Annotated in this window: 25 protein-coding genes; 20 read left to right on the top strand and 5 right to left on the bottom strand. The window is 57.5% G+C overall.

The window, feature by feature from the left end; genetic code table 11:
* Nucleotides 1–2: 2 nt before the first annotated feature.
* The 4 genes from creA to rpmB all read right to left on the bottom strand — a co-directional run bounded on the left by creA (nucleotide 3) and on the right by rpmB (nucleotide 2,540).
* On the bottom strand, nucleotides 3–482 hold the full coding sequence (creA, locus tag HUV30_RS08520; RefSeq protein WP_174405017.1) for a protein CreA: 480 nt from the start codon (nucleotides 480–482) through the stop codon (nucleotides 3–5).
* A gap of 81 nt (nucleotides 483–563) precedes the next feature.
* The gene (locus HUV30_RS08515; RefSeq protein ID WP_174405016.1) at nucleotides 564–1,139 is read right to left on the bottom strand and encodes an FxsA family protein; all 576 of its coding nucleotides are present in this window, start codon (nucleotides 1,137–1,139) and stop codon (nucleotides 564–566) included.
* A 191-nt stretch (nucleotides 1,140–1,330) separates the two neighbouring features.
* Complete coding sequence (locus HUV30_RS08510) at nucleotides 1,331–2,200, bottom strand: EamA family transporter (RefSeq protein ID WP_174405015.1); 870 nt, start codon at nucleotides 2,198–2,200, stop codon at nucleotides 1,331–1,333.
* A gap of 130 nt (nucleotides 2,201–2,330) precedes the next feature.
* Nucleotides 2,331–2,540, bottom strand: coding sequence for a 50S ribosomal protein L28 (rpmB, locus tag HUV30_RS08505; protein ID WP_174405014.1), 210 nt, complete (start codon nucleotides 2,538–2,540; stop codon nucleotides 2,331–2,333).
* A 199-nt stretch (nucleotides 2,541–2,739) separates the two neighbouring features.
* On the opposite strand from rpmB, the gene HUV30_RS08500 reads away from it, so the two are divergent.
* From HUV30_RS08500 to nusB, 14 genes are all read left to right on the top strand, one after another.
* Nucleotides 2,740–3,270, top strand: coding sequence for a YceD family protein (locus tag HUV30_RS08500; protein WP_174405013.1), 531 nt, complete (start codon nucleotides 2,740–2,742; stop codon nucleotides 3,268–3,270).
* Between the two features lie 53 nt (nucleotides 3,271–3,323).
* Nucleotides 3,324–3,500: a 50S ribosomal protein L32 gene (rpmF, locus tag HUV30_RS08495; RefSeq protein ID WP_174405012.1), complete on the top strand. Its 177-nt coding sequence runs from the start codon at nucleotides 3,324–3,326 to the stop codon at nucleotides 3,498–3,500.
* A complete protein-coding gene (gene plsX, locus HUV30_RS08490; protein ID WP_174405011.1) occupies nucleotides 3,493–4,545 on the top strand; it encodes a phosphate acyltransferase PlsX in 1,053 nt (350 codons plus the stop codon). The genes rpmF and plsX overlap by 8 nt, the downstream gene beginning before the upstream one ends.
* Before the next feature lie 59 nt (nucleotides 4,546–4,604).
* Entirely contained in the window at nucleotides 4,605–5,594 is a 990-nt protein-coding gene (locus HUV30_RS08485; RefSeq protein WP_174405010.1) for a beta-ketoacyl-ACP synthase III, read from the top strand.
* Between the two features lie 137 nt (nucleotides 5,595–5,731).
* Nucleotides 5,732–6,475, top strand: coding sequence for a 3-oxoacyl-[acyl-carrier-protein] reductase (gene fabG / locus HUV30_RS08480; protein WP_174405009.1), 744 nt, complete (start codon nucleotides 5,732–5,734; stop codon nucleotides 6,473–6,475).
* Between the two features lie 81 nt (nucleotides 6,476–6,556).
* Nucleotides 6,557–6,787 (top strand): acyl carrier protein, encoded by a 231-nt coding sequence (acpP, locus tag HUV30_RS08475; protein WP_174405008.1) that lies wholly within the window; start codon nucleotides 6,557–6,559, stop codon nucleotides 6,785–6,787.
* A 214-nt stretch (nucleotides 6,788–7,001) separates the two neighbouring features.
* Nucleotides 7,002–8,249: a beta-ketoacyl-ACP synthase II gene (fabF, locus tag HUV30_RS08470; protein WP_174405007.1), complete on the top strand. Its 1,248-nt coding sequence runs from the start codon at nucleotides 7,002–7,004 to the stop codon at nucleotides 8,247–8,249.
* Nucleotides 8,250–8,328: 79 nt separating this feature from the next.
* A complete protein-coding gene (gene glyA / locus HUV30_RS08465) occupies nucleotides 8,329–9,567 on the top strand; it encodes a serine hydroxymethyltransferase (RefSeq protein WP_174405006.1) in 1,239 nt (412 codons plus the stop codon).
* Between the two features lie 108 nt (nucleotides 9,568–9,675).
* Nucleotides 9,676–10,140, top strand: a complete 465-nt coding sequence (locus HUV30_RS08460; protein ID WP_174405005.1) for a deoxycytidylate deaminase — start codon at nucleotides 9,676–9,678, stop codon at nucleotides 10,138–10,140.
* Complete coding sequence (gene ribD, locus HUV30_RS08455; RefSeq protein WP_174405004.1) at nucleotides 10,140–11,267, top strand: bifunctional diaminohydroxyphosphoribosylaminopyrimidine deaminase/5-amino-6-(5-phosphoribosylamino)uracil reductase RibD; 1,128 nt, start codon at nucleotides 10,140–10,142, stop codon at nucleotides 11,265–11,267. The genes HUV30_RS08460 and ribD overlap by 1 nt, the downstream gene beginning before the upstream one ends.
* A 2-nt stretch (nucleotides 11,268–11,269) precedes the next feature.
* Nucleotides 11,270–11,932: a riboflavin synthase gene (locus HUV30_RS08450; RefSeq protein ID WP_174405003.1), complete on the top strand. Its 663-nt coding sequence runs from the start codon at nucleotides 11,270–11,272 to the stop codon at nucleotides 11,930–11,932.
* Nucleotides 11,933–11,996: 64 nt separating this feature from the next.
* Nucleotides 11,997–13,220, top strand: coding sequence for a bifunctional 3,4-dihydroxy-2-butanone-4-phosphate synthase/GTP cyclohydrolase II (locus HUV30_RS08445; RefSeq protein WP_174405002.1), 1,224 nt, complete (start codon nucleotides 11,997–11,999; stop codon nucleotides 13,218–13,220).
* Nucleotides 13,221–13,414: 194 nt separating this feature from the next.
* Nucleotides 13,415–13,885, top strand: a complete 471-nt coding sequence (ribH, locus tag HUV30_RS08440; protein WP_174405001.1) for a 6,7-dimethyl-8-ribityllumazine synthase — start codon at nucleotides 13,415–13,417, stop codon at nucleotides 13,883–13,885.
* A gap of 3 nt (nucleotides 13,886–13,888) precedes the next feature.
* Nucleotides 13,889–14,356, top strand: a complete 468-nt coding sequence (gene nusB / locus HUV30_RS08435; RefSeq protein ID WP_174405000.1) for a transcription antitermination factor NusB — start codon at nucleotides 13,889–13,891, stop codon at nucleotides 14,354–14,356.
* Between the two features lie 61 nt (nucleotides 14,357–14,417).
* On the opposite strand, the gene HUV30_RS08430 is transcribed toward nusB, so the two are convergent.
* Complete coding sequence (locus tag HUV30_RS08430) at nucleotides 14,418–14,597, bottom strand: hypothetical protein (RefSeq protein ID WP_174404999.1); 180 nt, start codon at nucleotides 14,595–14,597, stop codon at nucleotides 14,418–14,420.
* 177 nt (nucleotides 14,598–14,774) lie between these two features.
* On the opposite strand from HUV30_RS08430, the gene leuS reads away from it, so the two are divergent.
* The 6 genes from leuS to lon all read left to right on the top strand — a co-directional run bounded on the left by leuS (nucleotide 14,775) and on the right by lon (nucleotide 22,431).
* Nucleotides 14,775–17,264: a leucine--tRNA ligase gene (gene leuS, locus HUV30_RS08425; RefSeq protein WP_174404998.1), complete on the top strand. Its 2,490-nt coding sequence runs from the start codon at nucleotides 14,775–14,777 to the stop codon at nucleotides 17,262–17,264.
* Entirely contained in the window at nucleotides 17,248–17,775 is a 528-nt protein-coding gene (gene lptE, locus HUV30_RS08420; protein WP_174404997.1) for an LPS assembly lipoprotein LptE, read from the top strand. The genes leuS and lptE overlap by 17 nt, the downstream gene beginning before the upstream one ends.
* A gap of 119 nt (nucleotides 17,776–17,894) precedes the next feature.
* Entirely contained in the window at nucleotides 17,895–18,911 is a 1,017-nt protein-coding gene (holA, locus tag HUV30_RS08415; protein ID WP_174404996.1) for a DNA polymerase III subunit delta, read from the top strand.
* 76 nt (nucleotides 18,912–18,987) lie between these two features.
* On the top strand, nucleotides 18,988–19,665 hold the full coding sequence (radC, locus tag HUV30_RS08410; RefSeq protein WP_174404995.1) for a RadC family protein: 678 nt from the start codon (nucleotides 18,988–18,990) through the stop codon (nucleotides 19,663–19,665).
* Nucleotides 19,666–19,704: 39 nt separating this feature from the next.
* Nucleotides 19,705–19,980, top strand: a complete 276-nt coding sequence (locus HUV30_RS08405; protein WP_174404994.1) for an acylphosphatase — start codon at nucleotides 19,705–19,707, stop codon at nucleotides 19,978–19,980.
* Nucleotides 19,981–20,013: 33 nt separating this feature from the next.
* Nucleotides 20,014–22,431 carry an endopeptidase La gene (gene lon / locus HUV30_RS08400; protein WP_174404993.1) on the top strand — a complete coding sequence of 806 codons (2,418 nt, stop codon included), beginning with the start codon at nucleotides 20,014–20,016 and terminating at the stop codon, nucleotides 22,429–22,431.
* Nucleotides 22,432–22,524 lie beyond the last annotated feature (93 nt).

Genomic DNA, 22,524 nt, shown 5'->3' with positions numbered 1-22,524 from the left:
CATCAGTTACCCCAGGGCATGACCGGCACACAGCTGATGGAGTTTTTGGGCGAGCCTTCGATTATTCTGTCGCTGTACGTCAGATAAATAATCACATTTCGCTTCGCATCGTAGAATCTGACAACCTGCATGCTCTTGAAGAGCAGCGATGTTCTTTTCTTGAAGACCTCTTCGCCGTCTTCCTTCTTGTTGCGGATTCGCTCGGGAACAGAGATGGGACCGACCTGTCTGCACGAGAGAGACGCGTCCGAGGTATCTTCCGCCACACCAAGGCTCCCCGATATTCCCCCCTTCTTTGCGCGGCTCAGGTAACAGGTAACCCCCTCTATATCGGGATCATCAAACGCTTCCACCACTATCTTGTCGTTGGCTCCAAGAACCTTGAAGACCGTGCTGACAGAACCGATGGTTTCAGCCCGCGCAGCGGAACAGACGAGCACCATGACCATACATATGACCGCGACATTACCAATCAGCTTCATACTCTCTCCTTATATTCCTGTCCGGCGGAAATCAAAAAAGGCAGCAGGGCTGCCTTTTCTCTTACTAAGTCCATACGTCCCCTAACGGGAACCGTTATCCTTGTCCTCTATGGGATCACAGTCAATAACCACGGCCTTACGCGGTTCCTGCGAAGTTTCTCCACGCAGCCGTGCTTCTAAATCCTGCACCGATAGGGGACCATCTCCCGGGGCCTTGCGGCCACCGGAGGAATGCCACGTGTAATACGTGAATCCGGCGCTGTTGGCAGATCCGAAGGAACCGGCCCCCTGCACCTTCACCGATTCATTGAACTGCTTACGAAGCATGCGGGCAAACGGCTTGCGGGTAAACGGAGCCAGCAGCACTATGCCCATACAGTCTGTAATGAAACCGGGCGTGAGCAGAAGAAGTCCGGCCACAAGAATGAGCAGGCCTTCCACCATCTCGTCAGCAGGCACCTTGCCCTGCGCAAGACTTTCTCTGACCTTCAGCATGGTATTGAAACCTTCCATGCGGGCCAGCCATGCTCCGATGACACCCGTGAGAATGACTATCAAAATAGTCGATCCCACACCGATAACGGAACCAACCTCCACCAATGTGTAAAGCTCCATGATGGGAATGAGCGTAAAAAGCAGAAATAGTTTGGAAAACATCAGACATCCTGTATTTGCGTTCTGCGGGAAATTACCCGATCCGAGCGGAAGTGCGGCCCCCGGCCCAGTCTGACATCAGCGCGCGGCCACACATGGTAAACCGATCGCTCCGCCATTGGTAATCATTCTGGCATGGAACGCAAGCCTATTATCGCCGGAAAAGGCCGGAAACAGAAGGCAGACAGGCTTTTCTATCCCCAAAGGGCAATTATACCGGCCCCCAAAGCCATGACAGCGGCCCCGATAAACCTGCCGCGTACGTTCTCGTCTTTGAAGAAAAGGCCGCCCATGGCAACCGATATGACCCCGTTGAGACGCTTGATGGATATCATGTATGCGGCGGCGACCATGGTGATCGAAATGTAATGGCAGGCGATATGTGCGACAAGCGTCATTCCGGAGGCAATTCCTGCCACGGGATGACGAAGCATGGTCCGCCATGAAGCTTTGCCTGTGAGCAGCAGCCCGCCCACAAGCAACGCGTTATGAATGGTGAAAAACATGGCGCCCGCATAAAAAGGATCACCTGCCAGGGCCATGCGTTTGGAAAACACGGCTCCTATGGCCCAGATAATGGAAGCATACAGGGCGTACCGTGACCCGCGAACGCGGAATATGGCCCTGAAGGGTTCAAGCAGTGCTGTGCGGTTGGCTGCCTTTGCGTTGAGCACCCAGCTTCCGGCCACGATGCAGGCGATACCGGCAAGTCCGGCCGGAGTGGGCAGTTCACCGAGAAACACAAACCCTGTCACGATCATGAACGCGGGCGTAAAGGCCATAAGCGGCATGATAAGCGATATCGGCGCAGACCGTATGGCTTCGTACTGGATGAAGGTGCCCAGAATATTCAGCGGCAGCATGACCAGAAGAGCCTGCCAGAACTCCGGAGCAAGGGGCTGCCAGCCCCGTATCATTATATATAGGGCAAACATGGGCCAGCTCCAGCCCAGAAAACAGGCAAGCATGTCGCAGCGGGAAAGATGGCCGAGCCACTTTTTCACCACAACCGCTTCAAGCGCGGAAAAAAAGGCAGTCCCCAATGCAAGGATAAACCAGAGCATATCCTCTCCTTCTGCTTCCTTCTGCCACCGCTGACGACAGGAAATAATGCCGGAAGAGTGACAATAAGGATATAAAAAAAGCCCCGAGATCACTCGGGGCCTTTTCATCCTGTCAGGATCGCCTTAATACTTAGGCTTTCTTGGCGGTAACGGGCTTAACAACTGCGCCGGAGCGGATGCAGCGGGTGCAAACACTCATGTGCTTCACTTCGCCGCTGGGCAGCTGATGGCGAACGCTCTGCAGGTTAGGCAGGAAACGACGCTTGGTCTTGATGTTGGAGTGGGAAACCTGATTACCGGTCTGGGGCTTCTTGCCGCAAATTGCACATTCTCTAGACATGGCGATCCTCCATATATGATGAAAAAAATCTGGTTCCTATAGTCTGCAGATGCTTGCGGAGCCGCGGCTATCGCGTGTTGTTCCTCTATCACCTGCAAAGAGATGGGTGTATTATACCCACACTGTAAAAAAGGCAACCCTTTTCTTGACAAGTTGATGAGGTCGCATGTAGAAATCGCCTTCCGCAAGGATATTACATATGACACAAATTTGGATTCCACTGAACGACATCCCTGCAGAGGGCAAAGAAATCACGATCGACGAGCAGTCAATCTGGCTGGAACCGATCGCAGAGTTCAAACTGCCCTACCGCGTTGTGGATGCATTGTCTGCCGTGTTGCACCTTCTTCCGCAGGAAGACGGCTGCCTTGTTCGCGGTCGCATTACCGGCTCTGTAGCCGCGCCCTGCGATCGTTGCGCGGAAGACGCCGTTATAACGGTGAAGCAGAAATTCGCCGAACTCTTGTCCATGCAGGAAGACCTGCTGGAACCGGGACAGGATCCCGCTGTCCGCCCTGCCAAGGACGGCCAGTGGCTGGAGATCGAAATCTCCGCCCTGCTCTGGGAAGAGTTTGTTATTTCGCTGCCGCTCAAGCCGTTGTGCAATGAAGAATGCAAAGGTCTGTGCCCCCAGTGTGGTACCGACCTGAACACGGGCTCCTGCGATTGCAAGGATGAGGAACTTGATCCCCGCCTTGCCGTGCTGCAGAATCTTAAAATCAATAAATAAGCATTACTGCCTTTCCGGCTTCGGGCCGGAAGGAAAAAAAGAGAGGGTTTGTCATGGCTGTATCTCAGGCTAAGAAGTCCAAGTCCAAGAAGGGCATGCGTCGTTCCCACCACCGTGTGGCTGTTCCTACCGTTGTGTTCTGCCAGTGCGGCGAAGCTGCCCTGCCCCACCGTGTTTGTGCCGCTTGCGGTACCTACAACGGCCGCCAGATGACGAAGGAAAATGCATAACAGCCCCATCATCGCCGTGGACGTCATGGGTGGGGACCACGGCCCCGCCGTCAACATTCCCGGTGCGATAGAGGCTGCCCGCACGTATGGCATCCGGCTCGCTCTGGTTGGCGACACGGAGAAAATTAAGGCTGAACTTGACAGGCTGCCTTCCGGAATGCTTTCCGGCAAGGTGGTCTATGACATTGTCCATACCGATGAAGTCGCCGGTATGGACGAAAAGCCTTCGGACATACTGCGCCGCAAGAAAAACTCTTCCATCCAGGTAGCCTGCCGACTGGTAAAAGAAGGCAAGGCGGATGGCATTGTGAGCGCCGGTAATTCCGGAGCTACTGTTGCGTGCGGCATGTTCATTATGGGACGCATTCCGGGGGTTGACCGTCCGGCGCTTGCCAGCGTGATGCCCACGGAAAAAAAGCCCATTGTCCTGCTGGACGTCGGTGCCAATGTTGACTGCAAACCGCATCACCTGTTCCAGTTCGGCCTCATGGCCGATGCATATGCCCGTGACCTGCTGGAGCGTGAATCGCCCCGCATAGGTCTGCTTTCCATCGGTGAAGAGGAAGGCAAGGGCAATTCGCAGGTGAAAGAGGCTTACGACCTTTTCAAGATGGCGAAAAATATCCGCTTCGTCGGTAACGTGGAAGGCAGAGACCTGTTCACGGGCGATGTGGATGTCATCGTGTGCGACGGCTTTGTGGGGAACGTGGCTCTCAAGCTCAGCGAAGGGCTCAGCACTTCGATGAGCCGCATCCTGAAGCGCGAACTGCTGTCCAGCTTTCTTGCGAAAATCGGCACGCTGCTCGCGAGAAGCGCCTTCAAGCGCTTTGCCCGTATGGTGGACTACGCCGAATACGGCGGTGCCCCCGTTCTGGGTCTAAAAGGAATCGCCATTGTGTGCCACGGTGCCTCAAACGCCAAGGCCATTACCAACGCGGTCAAAATGGCAGCCGCCTTCGTGGAGAAGAAAACCAACGAACGTCTGGTTGAAGCTATCAGCGCTAACGAAGAGCTGACCAGCTTCGGCAAGGCCGTCAAGAATTGATCGTCGGAGCGGCGGCACGACCACATGTCGTGCCGCCGTCCCGCGTTCGGGACACTGCCATGACCAAGCATTGCTATATCCATGGTTTCGGCTCCTTTGCCCCGGCAAAAGTGCTGACCAACTTTGATCTGGAAAAGTTTGTCGACACCAACGACGAATGGATTCGTACGCGCACCGGCATAGAGCAGCGCCACGTCGTGGATGAGGGCCAGTGCACTTCCGACCTTGTGACGGAAGCGGCCAAAGGCGCACTTGCTGATGCAGGAATGCAGGCAGATGCGCTTACCCACATTCTTGTCGCCACATGCACCCCGGATGCTTACTGCCCTAACACCGCCTGCGTGGTGGAAGACAAGCTCGGCATCAAGGGCGCCATGGCACTCGACATCAACGCCGCCTGTTCCGGTTTCGTCTACGGCCTGCAGGTTGCCTGCGGCCTGACATCGGCATGCGATAATGCTACCATTCTGCTCTCCGGAGGAGAAACCCTCACCAGCCGCGTAAACTGGGAAGACCGCAACACCTGCGTTCTTTTCGGCGATGCAGCCGGTGCCGTGGTTATTTCCGGAACCCAGAAGCCCGGCAGCGCCAAGGTTGTTGACATAGAGCTCTCTTCCGATGGCTCCCTGCGCGACCTGCTGACCATTGCCGGCGGCGGCTCTTCCATTCCCTACAAGCTGAATCAGCCTGTTCCGGCCGAGCACTTTGTCACCATGCAGGGACGAGAAGTGTTCAAGCATGCCGTGCGCAGCATGACCAGCATCTGCGAAACCCTGCTGGCCCGCAACGGCATGAGCACGAACGATGTGGACATGCTCATTCCGCACCAAGCCAACATGCGCATCATCGAAGCAGTGGGCAAGAAGCTGGACATCGCTCCGGAAAAAGTGTTCGTAAACCTGAACAAGTTTGGAAACACTTCTGCGGCTTCGATTCCGCTGGCTCTGGCAGACGCCAAGAGCCAGGGTCTTATCAAGCCCGGCATGCGTGTTCTGCTGACCACCTTCGGCGGCGGATTCACCTGGGGTTCTGCCCTGCTCGAGTTCTAGAGAAACCACAGTTCGCTGTGCAATACCGGACACTTGAGCAATAACGGATTAAGGCGTTTTTTGGGAATTGAAGTTATACTTTCTTTAAGGTATAAGGCAGTGCTTTTCGCACCAAACCCAAAACCCGTGAAGCGACTATGACTGAACTACTTTCAACAGCACTGGTGACCGGCGGCTCCCGAGGGATAGGAAAAGCCATTGCCCAGACTCTGGGTAAAGCCGGTTTTCAGGTATACCTGACCTACGTTTCCAAGCCCGAGGAAGCACAGGCTGTTGCCCAGTCCATCATCGACGCGGGCGGCAAGGCTGTCGCCTTCAAGCTCAATGTGGGCAATGGCGAAGAAGTGAACGACTTCTTCAAAAATGAAATCAAGGACAAGGTGCGACTTGATGTGCTCGTGAACAACGCGGGCATCACCAAGGACGGCCTCGTACTTCGCATGAAGGACGAGGACTTTGACAGCGTGATCGGCATCAACCTGCGCGGCTCGTTCCTCGCTGCCCGCGAGGCGGCCAAGATCATGTCGAAGCAGCGCTACGGCCGCATTGTCAACATCACCTCCGTTGTGGGGCAGATGGGCAACGCGGGTCAGGCCAACTACTCTGCCGCCAAGGCCGGTCTTATCGGACTGACCAAAGCGCTGGGCAAGGAACTGGCCGCACGCAATGTCACTGTCAACGCCGTGGCTCCCGGCTTTATCGAAACCGACATGACCGATGCCCTTCCGGAAGCCGTTCGTACCGAGTATCAGAACGCCATTCCCATGAAGCGCTTCGGTTCGGTGAATGACGTTGCCGAAGCTGTCGCCTTCCTCGCCTCTGACAAGGCAGGTTACATCACCGGTCAGGTACTTGCAGTGAACGGCGGCATGTATTGCTAGCTGCCTCATTACGAAAAAAATCAGACAACACACCGTATACAAACGCGGTACAAACGAAGAAACAATCCTTTGGAGGAATCCATGTCTATCGAAGCAAAAGTTAAGCAGATCATCATCGACCAGCTCGGCGTTTCTGCCGAAGAAGTAAAGCCCGAAGCATCTTTCGTTGAAGATCTGGGCGCAGACTCTCTCGACCTGACCGAACTGATCATGGCCATGGAAGAAGAATTCGGCACCGAAATCGATGACGACGATGCACAGAAGATGCTGAAGGTGCAGGACGCCATCAATTACATCGCAAGCAAGCAGTAATAGTAATACTGTCAGCCATATATCGCGGGCGTCTTATGAAATATCATAAGACGCCTGCCCCGTTTCTTCCGGCCGCGTCCCGGCCCCCCGCAAGGGTGTCAATCTCGGGCTTTCAGCAGCGTGAATCTGGTGCCGGACATTCTCATGGCGCCACACAGTGCTCCATGTCAGACCCGGCAGCGCGGACTGCGCCGCAAGCCTCAAGGAACGAATAATGACAAAAAAACGAGTTGTTGTTACCGGTCTCGCAACCCTCAACCCGCTGGGCAAGGACCTTGAATCCAGCTGGGAGAATCTGGTTGCCGGCAAGTCCGGTATTGGCCCCATCACGCGTTTCGATGCCTCCGAATTCTCCTCGAAGATCGCAGGTGAAGTGAAGGATTTTGACCCCGTTGAATACATGCCCGTTAAGGAAGCCCGCCGCATGGACCGCTTTGTCCAGTTCGCCGTGGCAACCGGACAGATGGTGGTGGAACACAGCGGACTGGTCATAAACGATGAGAATGCCGGCCGCGTTGCCGTCCTCCTCGGTGTGGGCCTCGGCGGTCTGGATACCATTGAAGTGTTCCACACCAAGCTCATGGAAGCAGGCCCCAACAAGGTCAGCCCTTTCATGATTCCCATGCTTATTTCCAACATGGCGCCCGGTCAGGTTTCCATCTTCACCGGTGCCAAGGGTCCCAACGTGGTGTTCACCAGCGCCTGTGCCTCCGGCACGCACGCCATCGGGCACGCCTATACGGAAATCGTGATGGGTCGCTGCGATGCCGCCATTACCGGCGGGGTCGAATCCACCATCACCCCCATGGGCGTATCCGGCTTCACCTCGCTCAAAGCCCTGTGCAGCAACCGTAACGACACCCCCGAAATCGCTTCCCGTCCCTTCGACGGAGAGCGTTCCGGCTTCGTCATCGGCGAAGGCTCAGGCTTCCTCATGCTGGAATCGCTGGAGCACGCACAGGCACGTGGTGCCAACATCTATGCGGAAGTCGTGGGCTTCGGTTCCACGGGCGATGCATATCACATCACCGCCCCCCGTGAAGATGCGGACGGTATGGCGCGCTGCATGAAGGCAGCCATTGACGAAGCGGGTATCGCTCCTTCCGATGTGGATGTCATCAATGCGCACGGCACCTCCACCAATCTCAACGACAAGGCCGAAACCCTTGCCATGAAGAAGGTCTTCGGCGACCACGCATACAAGCTGCGCATCTCCGCCAACAAGTCGCAGACCGGCCACCTGCTGGGTGCTGCGGGCGGTATGGAAGGCGTGTTCTCCTGCATGACTCTGCACAAGGGTATTGTGCCCGGCACTGCCAACTACACCAGCCCCGACCCCGATTGCGACCTCAACTACATGGGCAGCGGCACGGAAGAATATCAGGCGAAGTACGTTCTGAGTAACAACTTCGGCTTCGGCGGCACTAACGCCAGCATTCTGTTCAAGCGATTCGCCGACTAGGCAATCCCGCGATTGCGTCAGGCCGTGCACCGGACAACCGGTGCACGGCTTTAACAATATCTATACCGGAAGGTGGAAAATGGACGAACTGTTCTTGCAAGACCCCGAAGTAGCACGGGCAATGTATCTGGAAATCGAGCGCCAGACCGGCGGGCTCGAACTTATCGCATCCGAGAACTTCGTCTCTTCCGCAGTGCGCCAGACGCAGGGTAGCGTTATGACGCACAAGTATGCCGAAGGATACCCGGGCAAGCGGTACTATGGCGGTTGTGAGTTCGTGGATATGGCCGAAGATCTGGCCATAAACCGCGCAAAAACCATTTTCGGGGCAGAATACGCCAACGTGCAGCCCCACTCCGGCAGCCAGGCCAACATGGCGGCATACTTCGCCATTGCCAAGCCCGGCGACACCATTCTGGGTATGGATCTTTCCCACGGCGGCCACCTCACCCACGGCAGCCCCGTGAACTTCTCCGGTCGTTTCTTCAACGTCGTCTTCTACGGCGTGCAGAAGGAAACCGGCCGCATTGACTATGATCAGGTGGAAAAGCTCGCCAAGGAACACAAGCCCACTGTCATCGTGGCCGGCGCAAGCGCGTATCCCCGCGAACTGGATTTCGCACGCTTCCGCTCCATTGCCGACGAAGTAGGCGCAAAGCTCATGGTGGACATGGCGCACATCGCCGGCCTTGTGGCCGCAGGCGTGCACAGCTCCCCCATTCCCTACGCACACATCACCACCACGACCACCCACAAGACCCTTCGCGGTCCGCGCGGCGGCATGATTCTCAGCTCAGAGGATCTCGGCAAATCCCTGAACAGCCAGATATTCCCCGGCATTCAGGGCGGTCCGCTCATGCACGTCATCGCTGCCAAGGCCGTTGCCTTCGGCGAGGCTCTGCGCCCCGAATTCGCTGACTACCAGAAGCAGGTTGTGGCAAACGCACAGGCACTTGCCAAGTGCCTGACCGATCAGGGCTTCGAGCTCGTTTCCGGCGGCACGGACAACCACCTCATGCTGGTTGACCTGTCCAACAAGGACATCACCGGCAAGGCCGCACAGCTGGCGCTGGACGAAGCAGGCATCACCGTGAACAAGAACACCGTGCCCTTCGAAACCCGCAGCCCCTTCGTGACCTCCGGTATCCGCATCGGCACCCCTGCCCTCACCACCCGTGGCATGAAGGGCAAGGACATGGAAAAGGTCGCCGACTGGATCATCGACGCGCTCGGCAATATCGAAAACGAAACGCGCCTCAAGGCCATCCGCAAGGAAGTGGAACTCTTCGCGCGCCAGTTCCCGATCTTCGCCTGGTAGCCCTAACTCCCACGCCGTATCGGAACGCGCTGCGCGGGCAGACTGGCCTTCGCAGCGCGTTCGTATTATAAGGGCCGACATCGCAAATCAGATTCGAGAGGAGCTTCCATGCACGAAAGACTGCCGTGGCCGCAATATTTCATGGACATCACCTACATGGTGGCGGAGCGCTCAACCTGCACCCGCCGCAAGGTCGGCGCCATTGCCGTGAAGGACAAGCGCATCCTCGCCACCGGCTACAACGGAGCTCCCGCCAATGTTTCGCATTGTCTGGACACCGGCTGCCTTCGCGAACAACTCGGCATTCCCTCCGGCCAGCGACACGAGATCTGCCGCGGGCTGCACGCAGAGCAGAATGTCATCATTCAGGCTGCCGTGCATGGCGTTTCCCTTACCGGCGCTGAAATTTACTGCACCACCATGCCCTGCCTCATCTGTACCAAGATGCTGCTCAACTGCGGGGTAAAGGCCGTGTATTACGTTGAAGGCTACGACGATCCGCTTGCCACCGCCATGGTGGAAGAATCCGGCGTAGTGTTCACCAAACTGGATTATAGCAAACGAGGCTGTTAATGGGTCACCCCTTCGAACCGTTCATGCGCGAGGCCATTGCGCTGGCGGAACAGGGACGCTGGCATGCAGCGCCCAATCCCACCGTGGGTGCCGTTCTTGTCAAGGACGGCGACATTGTGGCACGCGGTTACCACACGGCATGCGGCCAGCCCCATGCGGAAGTGGAATGCCTGCGCGATGCCGCAACGCAGGGCGTCGATCCATCCCAGTGTTCTCTTGTTGTCACCCTTGAGCCCTGCAACCATTACGGCAAAACGCCCCCCTGCTCCAAGGCAGTGCTTGATGCGGGCATCCGCCACGTGGTGATCGGTCTTCTGGATCCCAATCCCAAGGCCAAGGGCGGCGCGGAGTTCCTGCGCGAGAACGGTGTGCTCGTCGATTCGGGAGTGCTTGAACAGGAATGCCGCGACCTCGTCACGGATTTTCTGACATGGGTTGAAACACCCCTGCCCTATACCATTCTCAAGCTTGCCTCCACGCTGGATGGCAAGATAGCCACGCGCAACGGTAATTCCCGCTGGATAAGCGGCCCCGAATCGCGCGCCCGTGTGCACGAGCTTCGGCGCAACGTGGGAGCTGTCATCGTGGGCGGCACCACCTTCCGCAAAGACAACCCGCAGCTCTCCTGCCGCATCGAAGGGGTGGAAAAACAGCCTCTGGCCGTTATCATCACCTCGCAGCTTCCCAATGTTCCCGAAGCATACAAACTGCTTACGGAACGGCCGGAGCAAACCATATTCTGGACTTCCGAGGAATCTGCTGCTACTGACGCCGCCAAGGGACTGCGCGACAAAGGTTGCACGGTCATGCCCCTGCCCGTCATGGAAGGCGACACCCTCGGCGGACGTGACATAGGCTACGGCCTGCGCTGGCTGCGTAACGAGCACAAGTGCCTGTACACCCTGTGCGAGGGCGGCGGCCGGCTGGCCCTTGCCATGCTGGAACTCGGTCTGGCACAGGAATTTCAGCTGCACATGGCTCCCAAGATCATGGCCGACGCCAAGGCCCCCGGCCTGTTTGACGGCCGCGCCCCGGCTACCATGGAAGATGTGCTCGGACTGCGCATGATTGCAACGGAAAAAAGCGGCGACGATATCATCATTACCTTGCGCCGACGGGAAGACTGATTATGTTCACAGGACTCATTCTCGGACAGGGAGAAATCCGGTCCGTACAGAATATGGGAAGCGAAACCCGCCTGACCATACGCCCGCTCTGCCAGCTCACAGACATTGTACTCGGCGAATCCATCGCCACGAACGGTGTGTGCCTGACTGTGGAAACCTTTGGTGCTGACTGGTTTACCGTCTACGCCTCTGCGGAAAGCATGCGCCTGACCAACCTCGGCGACCTCAAGAGTGGCAGCCGTGTAAACCTTGAACGCGCGCTCGCCATGGGCGACCGTCTCGGCGGGCATATCGTGAGCGGACACGTGGACTGTGTTGCAAGCGTGGCTTCTGTACGTCCGGCAGGTCTTTCCCGCGTTTACAGGCTGAGTTTTCCTGCCGAATTCGGAGCACAAATTATCACGAAGGGCTCCGTAGCACTTGACGGCATCAGTCTTACGATCAATGATTGCGGCCCTGATTTTCTGGAAGTGAACATCATTCCCGAAACGCAGAAGGTGACTACCATTTCCGAGTGGAAACCGGGCTACCGGGTCAATCTGGAAACGGATGTCATCGGCAAATATGTCCAGCGCATGCTGGGCGCGTGGCAGGGCAAACCTGCCGCCCCCAAAGCCGCTTCCGGCGTGATTACGGAAGAATTTCTGCGCAAGCACGGATTTTAAGCGTTCAGCAGGGGTCACGCAGACTGATGCGGGCCGCCCTGAGAAACATTCAAGAGGTACGAACATGCCCATTTGCACTGCCGAAGAGGCCATTGAAGAGATTCGCAAGGGCCGGATGCTTATTCTGGTCGATGATGAAGACAGGGAAAACGAAGGCGACCTCACCATCGCCGCCGAACACGTCACCCCTGAAGTGATCAACTTCATGGCCGTGCACGGACGCGGCCTCATCTGCCTTGCGCTGGCCCCCGACTGGGTGGACAAGCTGCAGCTGCCGCTCATGGCACGCCGCAACGGGTCCAAATTCGGCACCAACTTCACCGTATCCATCGAAGCCCGTAACGGAGTTACCACCGGCATTTCCGCCGGCGACCGCGCAACCACCATTCTTACCGCCGTCAAGGACGACGTGAAGCCGGAAGATCTTGTCACCCCCGGCCACATCTTCCCCCTGCGCGCCCAGAAGGGCGGCGTTCTCGTCCGCGCCGGCCAGACCGAAGGCTCCGTGGACCTGTCCCGCCTTGCCGGTCTGAAGCCTGCTGCCGTCATCTGCGAAATCATGAAAGACGACGGCGAAATGGCCCGCATGCCCGACCTTATCGAGTTTGCCAAGAAGCATGACATGAAGATCGCCACCATCCGCGATCTCATCCGCTACCGCATGCAGCCCGACCAGCTTTCCGTCAAGCGTGTCGCAGAAGCCAAGATGCCCACCAAGTACGGTGAATTCAAGGTGATTGCATACGAAAACGAGCTGGAACCCGCCACCCACATTGCGCTGGTGAAGGGCGACATCAAGGGCGACGATCCCGTCATGGTGCGCGTGCACAGCGAATGCCTCACCGGCGACGTGCTCGGTTCCGTGCGCTGCGACTGCGGCGACCAGCTCGCCAATGCCATGTGCGCCATCGCACAGGAAGGCAAAGGCGTGATCCTCTACATGCGTCAGGAAGGACGCGGCATCGGCCTTGCCAACAAGATCAAGGCCTACGCGCTGCAGGATCAGGGCTACGACACCGTGGAAGCGAACAAGAAGCTTGGCTTCAAGGCCGACTTGCGCGACTACGGCATCGGCGCTCAGATGCTGGTGGACCTCGGCGTTCGCAAGATGCGCATGATGACCAACAACCCCAAAAAGATTGTCGGCATTGAAGGCTACGGCATCGAAGTGGTGGAGCGTATCCCCATCGAGATGGACGCCTGCCAATACAACGCCGACTACCTGCGCACCAAGAAAGACAAGATGGGCCACATGCTGGAACATCTTGACGACAAGAACGCGCAGTAAGCAGGCATCCGTTCCGGCTCTCCATTGAGCACTGCGGATACAGGGGATTTCCCCTGCGCGCACGGCAACGGATTGAACAGGCTAAACTTTATGCTCCCCTACCCTGATTTAATGCTTTTCAGGGTCGGGGAGCGTGTTCTATACTGAATGATCGACGTTTCGCAGGGCACTGCCCTGATCAAGGAGAATACAGCATGCTGCATGTGAAGACCATTGAAGGCCAGTTTGATGCAAAGGGGATGAAGGTCGCCATCATCGCCACCCGCTTCAACGATTTTATTGTAGACCGTCTGGTCGGCGGTGCGGTTGATTACCTCGCGCGCCACGGCGCTTCCCGCGAAGACATGACCATCGTCCGCCTGCCCGGCGCCTTTGAAATGCCCATTGCCGCCAAGAAGCTCGCCGCTTCCGGCAAATACGACGGCATCGTGGCCCTCGGCGCAGTTATCCGCGGTGCAACCCCCCACTTCGATTTCGTCTGCAACGAAGCCGCCAAGGGCCTCGCGCAGGTTTCTCTCGAATTCAACCTGCCTGTAGGCTTTGGCCTGCTCACCTGTGACACTCTGGATCAGGCTATTGAACGTGCCGGTTCCAAGGGTGGCAACAAGGGTGTGGAAGCGGCTTCCGCCATGCTGGAAACCTTCCGCGTTCTGGAGCAAATCTAACCCATGTCCAAGGAAAAAACTCCTCCGCGCAGACTGGCGCGCGCTCAGGCCTTTCAGATTCTCTACGGCCTGAACTTCTCTCCGGTGCAGACAATTGAAGCACTGGCCGAGACGTACGCCGGTTCACCGGACAATGCCGACAAGAATATCGACCCTGCCCATCCTGAAGGCTTTGCCTGGGAACTTATCGAAGGCGTGTGGAGCAACCACCGCGCACTCGACGAAGTTATCGCCAGATTTGCCAAGAACTGGCGGGTTGAGCGCATCGGCAAAATAGAAATCACCCTGCTCCGGCTGGCGGTATATGAAATGCTGCACCGTCAGGATGTGCCGCCCAAAGTGGCCATCAACGAAGCAATCGAGCTTTCAAAACAGTTCGGCGACGACAAATCCCGCAACTTTGTGAACGGCATTCTCGATGCCGCGGCCAAAGCCCTGCAGGACGGAACTCTCACGCCCCGCACTGTCTAGCTTTCACAACCACCCGGCCTGTCCGGGTGGTTGCGGTTCCGGCCGCACGTCATTTGCCGCTTTACCGGTCTTCATAGGCCGATTGTAGAGCGGCAAATGCTTGATAGAACCGGCCTTGCTGAGGTAAGGCATAGAGTCGTTCGGGCAACTGCACGGCCGCCATCGGCAAAGCATCATCAGGCTTGCAGATGGGCGCATTTCCGGCGCACGACCGGAAACGGCCGATAACGACCGGCTGCATTGGCCATCCGTCCGCTCAAACCGGCGGAATGCTCAAGCCGGGCCTCACACCGCTTTTGCGCAGGGACTGCCCAAAGCGACCGGAGCTGGCCGAAAGCGACCTGAACTGTCAGAAGATATTTCCGCGAGCCGTCCATACGGGCGGTGAACATGAGCAACATAAAAGGAATTGTTGGGAATGAAGTACGATCCGCAGGCCATAGAAACCAAATGGCAGCGCATTTGGGCAGAAAACGGCGATTTCCATACCGATCACACCTCGGACAAGGAAAAGTACTACGTGCTGGAAATGTTCCCGTATCCTTCGGGCAACATCCACATGGGCCACGTCCGCAACTATTCCATCGGCGACGTGGTGGCACGCTTCAAGCGCATGCAGGGCTGCAACGTAATGCACCCCATGGGCTGGGACGCATTCGGCCTACCCGCTGAAAACGCCGCCATCAAGAACAACATTCACCCCGCCAAGTGGACGTACGCAAACATCGACAACATGCGTGCCCAGCTCAAGCGTCTCGGCTATTCCTACGACTGGCGCCGTGAACTGGCCACCTGCGACCGCGAATACTACCGCTGGGAACAGCTGTTCATTCTCAAATTTTACGAAAAGGGCCTGCTCTATCGCAAGCAGCAGCCCCAGAACTGGTGCCCCACCTGCAACACCGTGCTTGCCAACGAACAGGTGGAAGACGGCAAGTGCTGGCGCTGCGACAGCATCGTCGAGCAGAAGGATCTGGCCCAGTGGTTCCTGAAAATCACGGATTATGCCGAAGAACTGCTGGCAGACCTCGACAAGCTCAAGGGTGGCTGGCCGGACCGCGTCATATCCATGCAGGAAAACTGGATCGGCAAGTCCGTGGGCGCGGAGATCACCTTCGACATTGAAAACAGTGATGACTCCATCACCGTGTTCACCACCCGCCCCGACACCGTGTTCGGCGTGACCTTCATGAGCCTTGCCCCCGAACATCCGCTGGTGGAAAAGCTCATTGCGGACAAGCCCCAGGCAGAAGAAGTACACGCCTTTGTAGAGCGCATCCGCAACATGGACCGCATTGAGCGCACTTCCGACACGCTCGAGAAGGAAGGCGTCTTCACCGGTGCCTACTGCATCAATCCGCTCAACGGTGCCAAGGTGCCGGTCTATGTGGCCAACTTCGTTCTGGCCAGCTACGGCACGGGCGCAGTCATGGCTGTTCCCGCCCATGACCAGCGCGATTTCGAATTTGCACGCAAGTACAATCTGCCCATGCAGGTTGTCATTCAGCCCGAAGGTCAGAGCCTCGACACCGCCAGCATGGAAGAAGCCTTTACCGCCAACGGCGTGATGGTGAATTCCGGCCAGTTCGACGGCACCCCCAATGAAGAAGGCAAGGCCCTCGTGGCCGACTGGCTGCAGGATAACAACCGCGGCAAGCGCACCACCAACTACCGCCTGCGCGACTGGAACATTTCCCGTCAGCGTTACTGGGGCAGCCCCATTCCCATGGTGTACTGCGATACCTGCGGCATTGTTCCCGAAAAGGAAGAGAACCTTCCCATCGTGCTGCCGCTGGAAGTGCAGACCCATCCCGACGGCCGTTCGCCCCTCGGTGACACGCCCGATTTCTACGAGTGCACCTGTCCCAAATGCGGACAGAAGGCACGCCGCGAAACCGATACCATGGATACCTTCGTGGAATCTTCGTGGTACTACGCGCGCTATACCGATGCCCGTCAGGACAATGCCCCCTTCACGCCCGACGCCCTTTCCTACTGGGCACCCGTTGACCAGTACATCGGCGGCGTTGAGCATGCCATTCTGCATCTGCTCTACTCCCGCTTCTTTACCAAGGCGCTGCGCGACTGCGGTTTCCTTAACTTTGACGAGCCGTTCAAAAACCTGCTCACACAGGGCATGGTGCTGATGGACGGCGCAAAGATGTCCAAGTCCAAGGGCAACGTGGTAGATCCCACTGAAATGATCGCCCGTTACGGTGCCGATACCGTGCGCCTGTTCTGCCTCTTTGCCGCACCGCCGGAACGCGATTTCGACTGGTCCGATACCGGTATCGAAGGTGCCAACCGCTTTGTCAAACGCATATGGCGTCTTGTGGAAGAACAGATGGACGTGCTTTCCGCTGTTGCTCCCTGCTCCTCCACCGCAGCCCATTGCACCAGCGAAGAAGCCAAGGGCATCCGCAACAAGGAACACACCGCCGCCAAGAAGGCCGGTGAAGACATCCGCCAGCGCTTCCAGTTCAATACCGCCATTGCGGCAGTCATGGAGCTGGTAAACGACCTCTACCTCGCCAAGGACAAACTGCGCGAAGACGAAAACGGCCGCATCGTTCTCTCTTCCGCCGTGTCCACGGTACTGGCGCTCATGGCACCCATGACTCCTCACCTGTGTGAAGAGCTGTGGCAGGCCATCGGTCATGATACCCGTCTGGCCTTTGCTCCATGGCCCACGTACAATGAAGAAGCCATGGTTAAGGATGTTGTCACCGTTGTGGTGCAGGTGAACGGCAAAGTCCGCGCGCGGCTTGAAGTGCCCGCCGACGCCGATCAGGAAGCGGTGAAGACGCTCGCGCTCAATGATGAAAACGTTGCCAAGCATGTGGAAGACCTGACCGTCCGCAAGGTCATCGTCATTCCCGGGAAACTCGTGAATGTGGTTGCCAACTAGCAGAAACAGTGTTGTCGGCGTAGCCCGCCTTCTCCTTCTTGTCCTCACCGCAACGGTGCTGCTCTCCGGATGCGGCTACACACTGGCGGGCAAGGAAAAGGGGATTTTCGGCAGCTCCAAAGCCACCGTCCGCATGGGATCGGTGGAAAACCCCACCATGTATGCATGGTTGCCGCCCAGACTCCGTTCGCTCATGCGGGACGAGATTCACAAGCGCAATCTGGCCCGGTGGGTGGATTCAAGCCCGTCCGACTACACCATGCGCATCGTGATCAACGAGTTCAGGCTGCGCAGCCACATGCAGAACACGGACGACGTAACGCTGATTTATTCGGCATCGCTCTCGTTCGAGGCCATTGTCTACAGCGGCGCTAAAAACGCCGTAGTGTGGCGCTCCGGCAAGGAGTCGCTCTCGCGGACCTATGACGCAAAGAATGAGCAGGAGGCCGGATCGGAACTCGCCCTGCTTCTTGTCCAGCGCGTCTGCGACCGCATGAGGCACAACTTCTAGTCCTGCGCGGATGGCCAATAGCGTATGGACCCCCGGCCACCCATCGTATATACATGGCCTGAAAGCTTCGTCTTTCAGGCCATTTTTCATGTCCCAACCTCAAGCAGCATAAAGAGCCCATGTCCAGACCCGGATTCACCATCTGCACCTGCCCCGATGCACAGCTCATCAAGGACCATATAGAGTCCCTGCTCAACGCCAATCCTGCAGCCGAAGGCCAATGGCAGCGGCACGTCTATTGGGGTGATGAAGGCCTGCCTCCCGTTTTCTGGGAAAACCTGACCCTGCAGGGGCTCTTTGCCTCGCCCAAATCTCTGGTCGTTCGCAACGCCCAGAACCTTTCCACCGATGACTGGAAAAAACTGAGCCAGGCGCTGGGCAGTTTCAACCCGCTCGCATGGCCCTTTCTCTGCCTTGAAGTACCGTTTGAAAAGGGCAAGGCCAAGGTCGCCAAGGCCATAACCGGTCTCAAATGCTGGGGGTTTGCCGAAAAAAAGGGCTGGATATGGGAATCGGCAGGGCTCTCCCCGCGTGACATGCGCGACTTTGTCACCGGCTGGGCCGCAAAGAATGCCATCACCATTCCCCCGCAGGCACTGCAGATGCTGGCCCAGAACCTTCCTTCCGACGCCACGGCAGCCACGCGGGAACTGGAAAAGCTGGCCCTTGCCGCAGGGGACAGCGCAGCCATAACACCGGAACTTGCCTCGGAGATTGCGCAGGAAACCGAAATGGACATCTTCGCTTTCATCAATGCCCTGCAAACCGGCAACGCGCCGGATAAGGTATGGAGCAAGGTAGTGCAGGGTCACGCCACAGGCGAGGACGGAATCTTCAAATTTCTTGCCATGTTGCTGCGCGAGGCTCGCATTCTGTGGCAATTGCTGGCCGGTGAACAGGTCTTTCTGCCCGGCAATGTCAAACAGAACAAGGAACGGCTTGCCGCTTCCATGGGACGTGGACGAATTGCACGGATATGGGATCTCGCCCTTGAAGCTGAAAAAGGCATTAAAACCGGCGAGCGAAAGCCGGAACAAGCCATGGAAATGCTTGTTGCGGGTCTTATTGCCTTATTTGGCAGCCCCAAAGCCGCTCATCAGCGTCCCCAACACGCTCAAACTGCTTATAGACGTTAGTTTTTCCCTCCCAATCTTTCCGTAAGGCTATTTTTCTCTCGTATTTCAGCTTGCTTCACGCTAAATATTACTTATTATGGACAGCAAACCGCATTTTCATGGCCACAGGGAGCGCCTGCGCCAGAAACTCAAAAAAGATCCGCGCCAACTTGCGGATTATGAAATTCTGGAACTGGTGCTCGGTACCGTGCTCACCCGGTGCGATACCAAACCGCTGGCCAAGGAACTGCTGTCGAGATTCAAAACCCTGCACGGTGTGCTTCATGCCCGCCCTGCGGAGCTTCGTGCCGTAACCGGCTTTGGCCAGTCTCTGGAAAACCAGTGGCTGCTGCTCCGGGAACTCATGACACGGTGCCTTGAATCTCCTGTCAGGGAACGAGCCACCCTTTCCGGCCCGACGGAAATCGTCGCCATGGCAAGGCTCAGGCTCGGTTCGCTGCAGCATGAAGAGTTCTGGGCGGTGTTTCTGGATAACCAGAACAGGCTGCTTGCGTGGGAACGCATTTCCACCGGAACGGTGAACACGACCATGATCTATCCCCGCGACCTCATGGAAATGGCGCTGGGGTACAAGGCAAGCTCACTTGTCATCGTGCACAACCATCCGGGCGGCAATCCGGTTCCTTCAACGCCGGACGTGGAGATCACACGCCAGATCATCCGCTCCGGACAGGCACTGGGCATCCGGGTTCTGGACCATATCATCGTCACCGAAGGCGACTTTTACAGTCTTAAAGACGAAGGGCTTGTGTAACAAACGCCGCAGCCCTTCCGAATTAACGGGGGCACCTGAATGAAGACCTGCAGATGTTCCGTCAAGGGCATGGTTCAAGGAGTCGGTTTCCGGTTCTGGACCGTCCGCACGGCCAGTGCGCTCAACCTTACAGGGTGGGTGCGCAACCGGTCTGACGGAGCTGTTGAACTGCTCGCCTGCGGCACAGAAGATGCCGTTGCCACGTTGCAGGAAAAACTGTGGGAAGGCCCGCCATACAGCCGGGTGGCACAAGTGACCTGCACGGATGCACTGGCACCCGATCCGCCCTGCCCTGATTTTTCCATTCAATACTAGTCGTCACGCATACTTTTCCCAACGGAGCATATAATGAGCAAAAAGACGCTTGATCCTGATATTGAAAATCCCGAACACAGCACGCCCGACGACTCCGTAACCGACTCCTTTGCCGACGACATGGAAGGAGCCCTGCCCGAGTTTCCCGCCGAGCTGCCCGTGCTTCCCGTCCGCGACATCGTAGTCTTCAACTACATGATCCTGCCCCTTTTTGTGGGCCGGGAAAAATCCGTACAGGCAGTGGATGCCGCCCTGAACGGCAGCCGCTACCTCATGATCGCCACCCAGAAGGAAGAGGGTATAGAAGACCCCAGCCCTGCCGACCTGCACCATACCGGCACCGTCGTCATGATCATGCGCATGCTCAAAATGCCTGACGGGCGCCTCAAGGTGCTTGTGCAGGGCATCAGCCGCGCGCGGGTAAAGCACTTCATTTCCGAATCGCCCTACATGATCGCCGAGGTAGAGGCCCTTCACGAGCCGGAAGTGGATATGCTCACCGTCGAGCAGGAAGCCATGATGCGCGCCGCCCGCGAACAGAGCGAACGCATTCTCTCGCTGCGCGGAGTCGCAACCTCGGACATCATGTCTGTGCTGAACAGCGTGAACGATCCCGGCAGGCTTGCCGACCTCATTGCCGCCAACCTGCGCATGAAGGTGACGGACGCACAGCTCATCCTTGAATGCACCGATCCTCTCGAACGCCTGCAACTGGTGAACAACCAGCTGGTGAAAGAGACGGAAGTGGCCGCCATGCAGGCCAAGATACAGAACATGGCCCGCGAAGGCATGGACAAGGCCCAGAAGGACTACTACCTGCGCGAACAACTCAAGGCCATACGCCGCGAGCTGGGCGAAGGCGATTCCGGTGAGGACGACATCGAGGAACTGGCCCGCATGATAGAAAAGGCCGGACTGCCCAAGGAAGTGCGCAAGGAAGCGGACAAACAGTTGCGACGCCTTGCCTCCATGCATCCCGATGCGTCCGAGGCGACCGTTGTGCGCACCTATCTGGAATGGCTGGGCGAACTGCCATGGAAAAAACTTTCGCGTGACAGGCTGGATATTCCCACTGCGGAAACCATTCTCAACGAAGACCATTACGGCCTTGAGAAGGTAAAGGACCGCATTCTGGAATACCTGTCCGTGCGCAAGCTCAATCCCAAGTCCAAAGGCCCCATCCTGTGCTTTGCGGGCCCTCCCGGCGTGGGCAAAACCTCCCTTGGCCGTTCCATCGCACGCGCATTGGGACGCAAGTTCTCACGCGTGTCGCTCGGCGGCATGCGCGATGAGGCCGAAATCCGCGGGCACCGCCGCACCTACATCGGTGCCATGCCCGGCCGCATCATCCAGATCATCAAGCAGCTTGGTACCCGCAACCCCGTTATCATGCTGGACGAGATAGACAAGCTCGGCTCCGATTTCCGCGGCGACCCTTCATCCGCCCTGCTGGAAGTGCTGGACCCCGAACAGAACTTCTCGTTCTCGGACCACTACCTGAACGTGCCTTTCGATCTTTCCAAGGTGATGTTCATCTGCACGGCAAACCAGCTGGATACCATTCCTGCGCCGCTCCGCGACCGCATGGAGATCATCCAAATTCCCGGCTACACCATGCAGGAAAAGGCGAGTATTGCACGGCGCTACCTCATCCCCCGCCAGACCGAGGAAAACGGCCTGACCGTGGAAGAAACCATTATCCCGGACACCGTGGTCACCAAGGTCATTCAGGAATACACCCGCGAGGCGGGCCTGCGTAACCTTGAACGCGAGATTGGCTCCATCTGCCGCAAGCTGGCCCGCAAAAAGGCCGAGGGCAAGAAGGGTCCCTTCAAAATCACCCTGAAGACCCTGCCCAAGCTGCTGGGCATTCCCCGCTACATTGACGAGGAAAAGGAAAAGGAACTGCTCCCCGGCGTGGCCATGGGCCTTGCATGGACTCCCTTCGGCGGAGAGATTCTGCATATCGAAGTGTCCACCATGAAGGGCAAGGGCAAGCTCACCCTTACCGGCCAGCTCGGTGACGTGATGAAGGAATCCGCTCAGGCCGCCATGAGCTATGCGCGGGCCCATGCGGACCAGCTGGGTATTGATCCGGACTTCCTTGAAAAGCTGGATATCCATATTCACGTGCCTGCGGGTGCCACCCCGAAGGATGGCCCCTCTGCCGGTGTCACGCTGGTTACCGCGCTCATATCCGCCCTTTCCGGCAAGCCCGTGAACAGCGACCTGTGCATGACCGGCGAAATCACGCTGCGCGGCAGGGTCATGCCCGTGGGCGGCATAAAGGAAAAGATTCTTGCGGGCGTTGCACGTGGCCTTGGCCACGTGATTATTCCCAGCCAGAACGTGAAGGATCTTGAAGATGTGCCTGCCGAACTGCTCAAGAAAATCGAGGTGCATACGGCAGAACGGATCGAAGACCTGCTCCCGCTGGTCTTCCCCAAATAGACGCAGCCTCTCGACAGGAATACAAAAGGCGGCCCGAAAGGGCCGCCTAAAAGATTGCCAGGAATAATTTCCAAAGATTTGCCTTCGGCGCGC

It is taken from the genome of Desulfovibrio subterraneus, assembly GCF_013340285.1.
GTDB lineage: Bacteria > Desulfobacterota > Desulfovibrionia > Desulfovibrionales > Desulfovibrionaceae > Halodesulfovibrio > Halodesulfovibrio subterraneus.
Note: the sequence above shows the minus strand (reverse complement) of the source record. Positions and strands in the feature narration are given on the sequence as shown.

What these genes read in the sequence shown, in the direction of transcription:
- acpP (WP_174405008.1), top strand. Translation starts at nt 6,557, where the DNA reads ATGTCTATCGAAGCAAAAGTTAAGCAGATCATCATCGACCAGCTCGGC.
- plsX (WP_174405011.1), top strand. Translation starts at nt 3,493, where the DNA reads ATGCATAACAGCCCCATCATCGCCGTGGACGTCATGGGTGGGGACCAC.
- HUV30_RS08515 (WP_174405016.1), bottom strand. Translation starts at nt 1,139, where the DNA reads ATGTTTTCCAAACTATTTCTGCTTTTTACGCTCATTCCCATCATGGAG.
- leuS (WP_174404998.1), top strand. Translation starts at nt 14,775, where the DNA reads ATGAAGTACGATCCGCAGGCCATAGAAACCAAATGGCAGCGCATTTGG.
- HUV30_RS08485 (WP_174405010.1), top strand. Translation starts at nt 4,605, where the DNA reads ATGACCAAGCATTGCTATATCCATGGTTTCGGCTCCTTTGCCCCGGCA.
- fabG (WP_174405009.1), top strand. Translation starts at nt 5,732, where the DNA reads ATGACTGAACTACTTTCAACAGCACTGGTGACCGGCGGCTCCCGAGGG.
- glyA (WP_174405006.1), top strand. Translation starts at nt 8,329, where the DNA reads ATGGACGAACTGTTCTTGCAAGACCCCGAAGTAGCACGGGCAATGTAT.
- nusB (WP_174405000.1), top strand. Translation starts at nt 13,889, where the DNA reads ATGTCCAAGGAAAAAACTCCTCCGCGCAGACTGGCGCGCGCTCAGGCC.
- fabF (WP_174405007.1), top strand. Translation starts at nt 7,002, where the DNA reads ATGACAAAAAAACGAGTTGTTGTTACCGGTCTCGCAACCCTCAACCCG.
- HUV30_RS08450 (WP_174405003.1), top strand. Translation starts at nt 11,270, where the DNA reads ATGTTCACAGGACTCATTCTCGGACAGGGAGAAATCCGGTCCGTACAG.
- lptE (WP_174404997.1), top strand. Translation starts at nt 17,248, where the DNA reads ATGTGGTTGCCAACTAGCAGAAACAGTGTTGTCGGCGTAGCCCGCCTT.
- HUV30_RS08405 (WP_174404994.1), top strand. Translation starts at nt 19,705, where the DNA reads ATGAAGACCTGCAGATGTTCCGTCAAGGGCATGGTTCAAGGAGTCGGT.
- rpmB (WP_174405014.1), bottom strand. Translation starts at nt 2,540, where the DNA reads ATGTCTAGAGAATGTGCAATTTGCGGCAAGAAGCCCCAGACCGGTAAT.
- lon (WP_174404993.1), top strand. Translation starts at nt 20,014, where the DNA reads ATGAGCAAAAAGACGCTTGATCCTGATATTGAAAATCCCGAACACAGC.
- rpmF (WP_174405012.1), top strand. Translation starts at nt 3,324, where the DNA reads ATGGCTGTATCTCAGGCTAAGAAGTCCAAGTCCAAGAAGGGCATGCGT.
- holA (WP_174404996.1), top strand. Translation starts at nt 17,895, where the DNA reads ATGTCCAGACCCGGATTCACCATCTGCACCTGCCCCGATGCACAGCTC.
- radC (WP_174404995.1), top strand. Translation starts at nt 18,988, where the DNA reads ATGGACAGCAAACCGCATTTTCATGGCCACAGGGAGCGCCTGCGCCAG.
- HUV30_RS08430 (WP_174404999.1), bottom strand. Translation starts at nt 14,597, where the DNA reads ATGCAGCCGGTCGTTATCGGCCGTTTCCGGTCGTGCGCCGGAAATGCG.
- creA (WP_174405017.1), bottom strand. Translation starts at nt 482, where the DNA reads ATGAAGCTGATTGGTAATGTCGCGGTCATATGTATGGTCATGGTGCTC.
- HUV30_RS08500 (WP_174405013.1), top strand. Translation starts at nt 2,740, where the DNA reads ATGACACAAATTTGGATTCCACTGAACGACATCCCTGCAGAGGGCAAA.
- ribH (WP_174405001.1), top strand. Translation starts at nt 13,415, where the DNA reads ATGCTGCATGTGAAGACCATTGAAGGCCAGTTTGATGCAAAGGGGATG.
- HUV30_RS08510 (WP_174405015.1), bottom strand. Translation starts at nt 2,200, where the DNA reads ATGCTCTGGTTTATCCTTGCATTGGGGACTGCCTTTTTTTCCGCGCTT.
- HUV30_RS08460 (WP_174405005.1), top strand. Translation starts at nt 9,676, where the DNA reads ATGCACGAAAGACTGCCGTGGCCGCAATATTTCATGGACATCACCTAC.
- ribD (WP_174405004.1), top strand. Translation starts at nt 10,140, where the DNA reads ATGGGTCACCCCTTCGAACCGTTCATGCGCGAGGCCATTGCGCTGGCG.
- HUV30_RS08445 (WP_174405002.1), top strand. Translation starts at nt 11,997, where the DNA reads ATGCCCATTTGCACTGCCGAAGAGGCCATTGAAGAGATTCGCAAGGGC.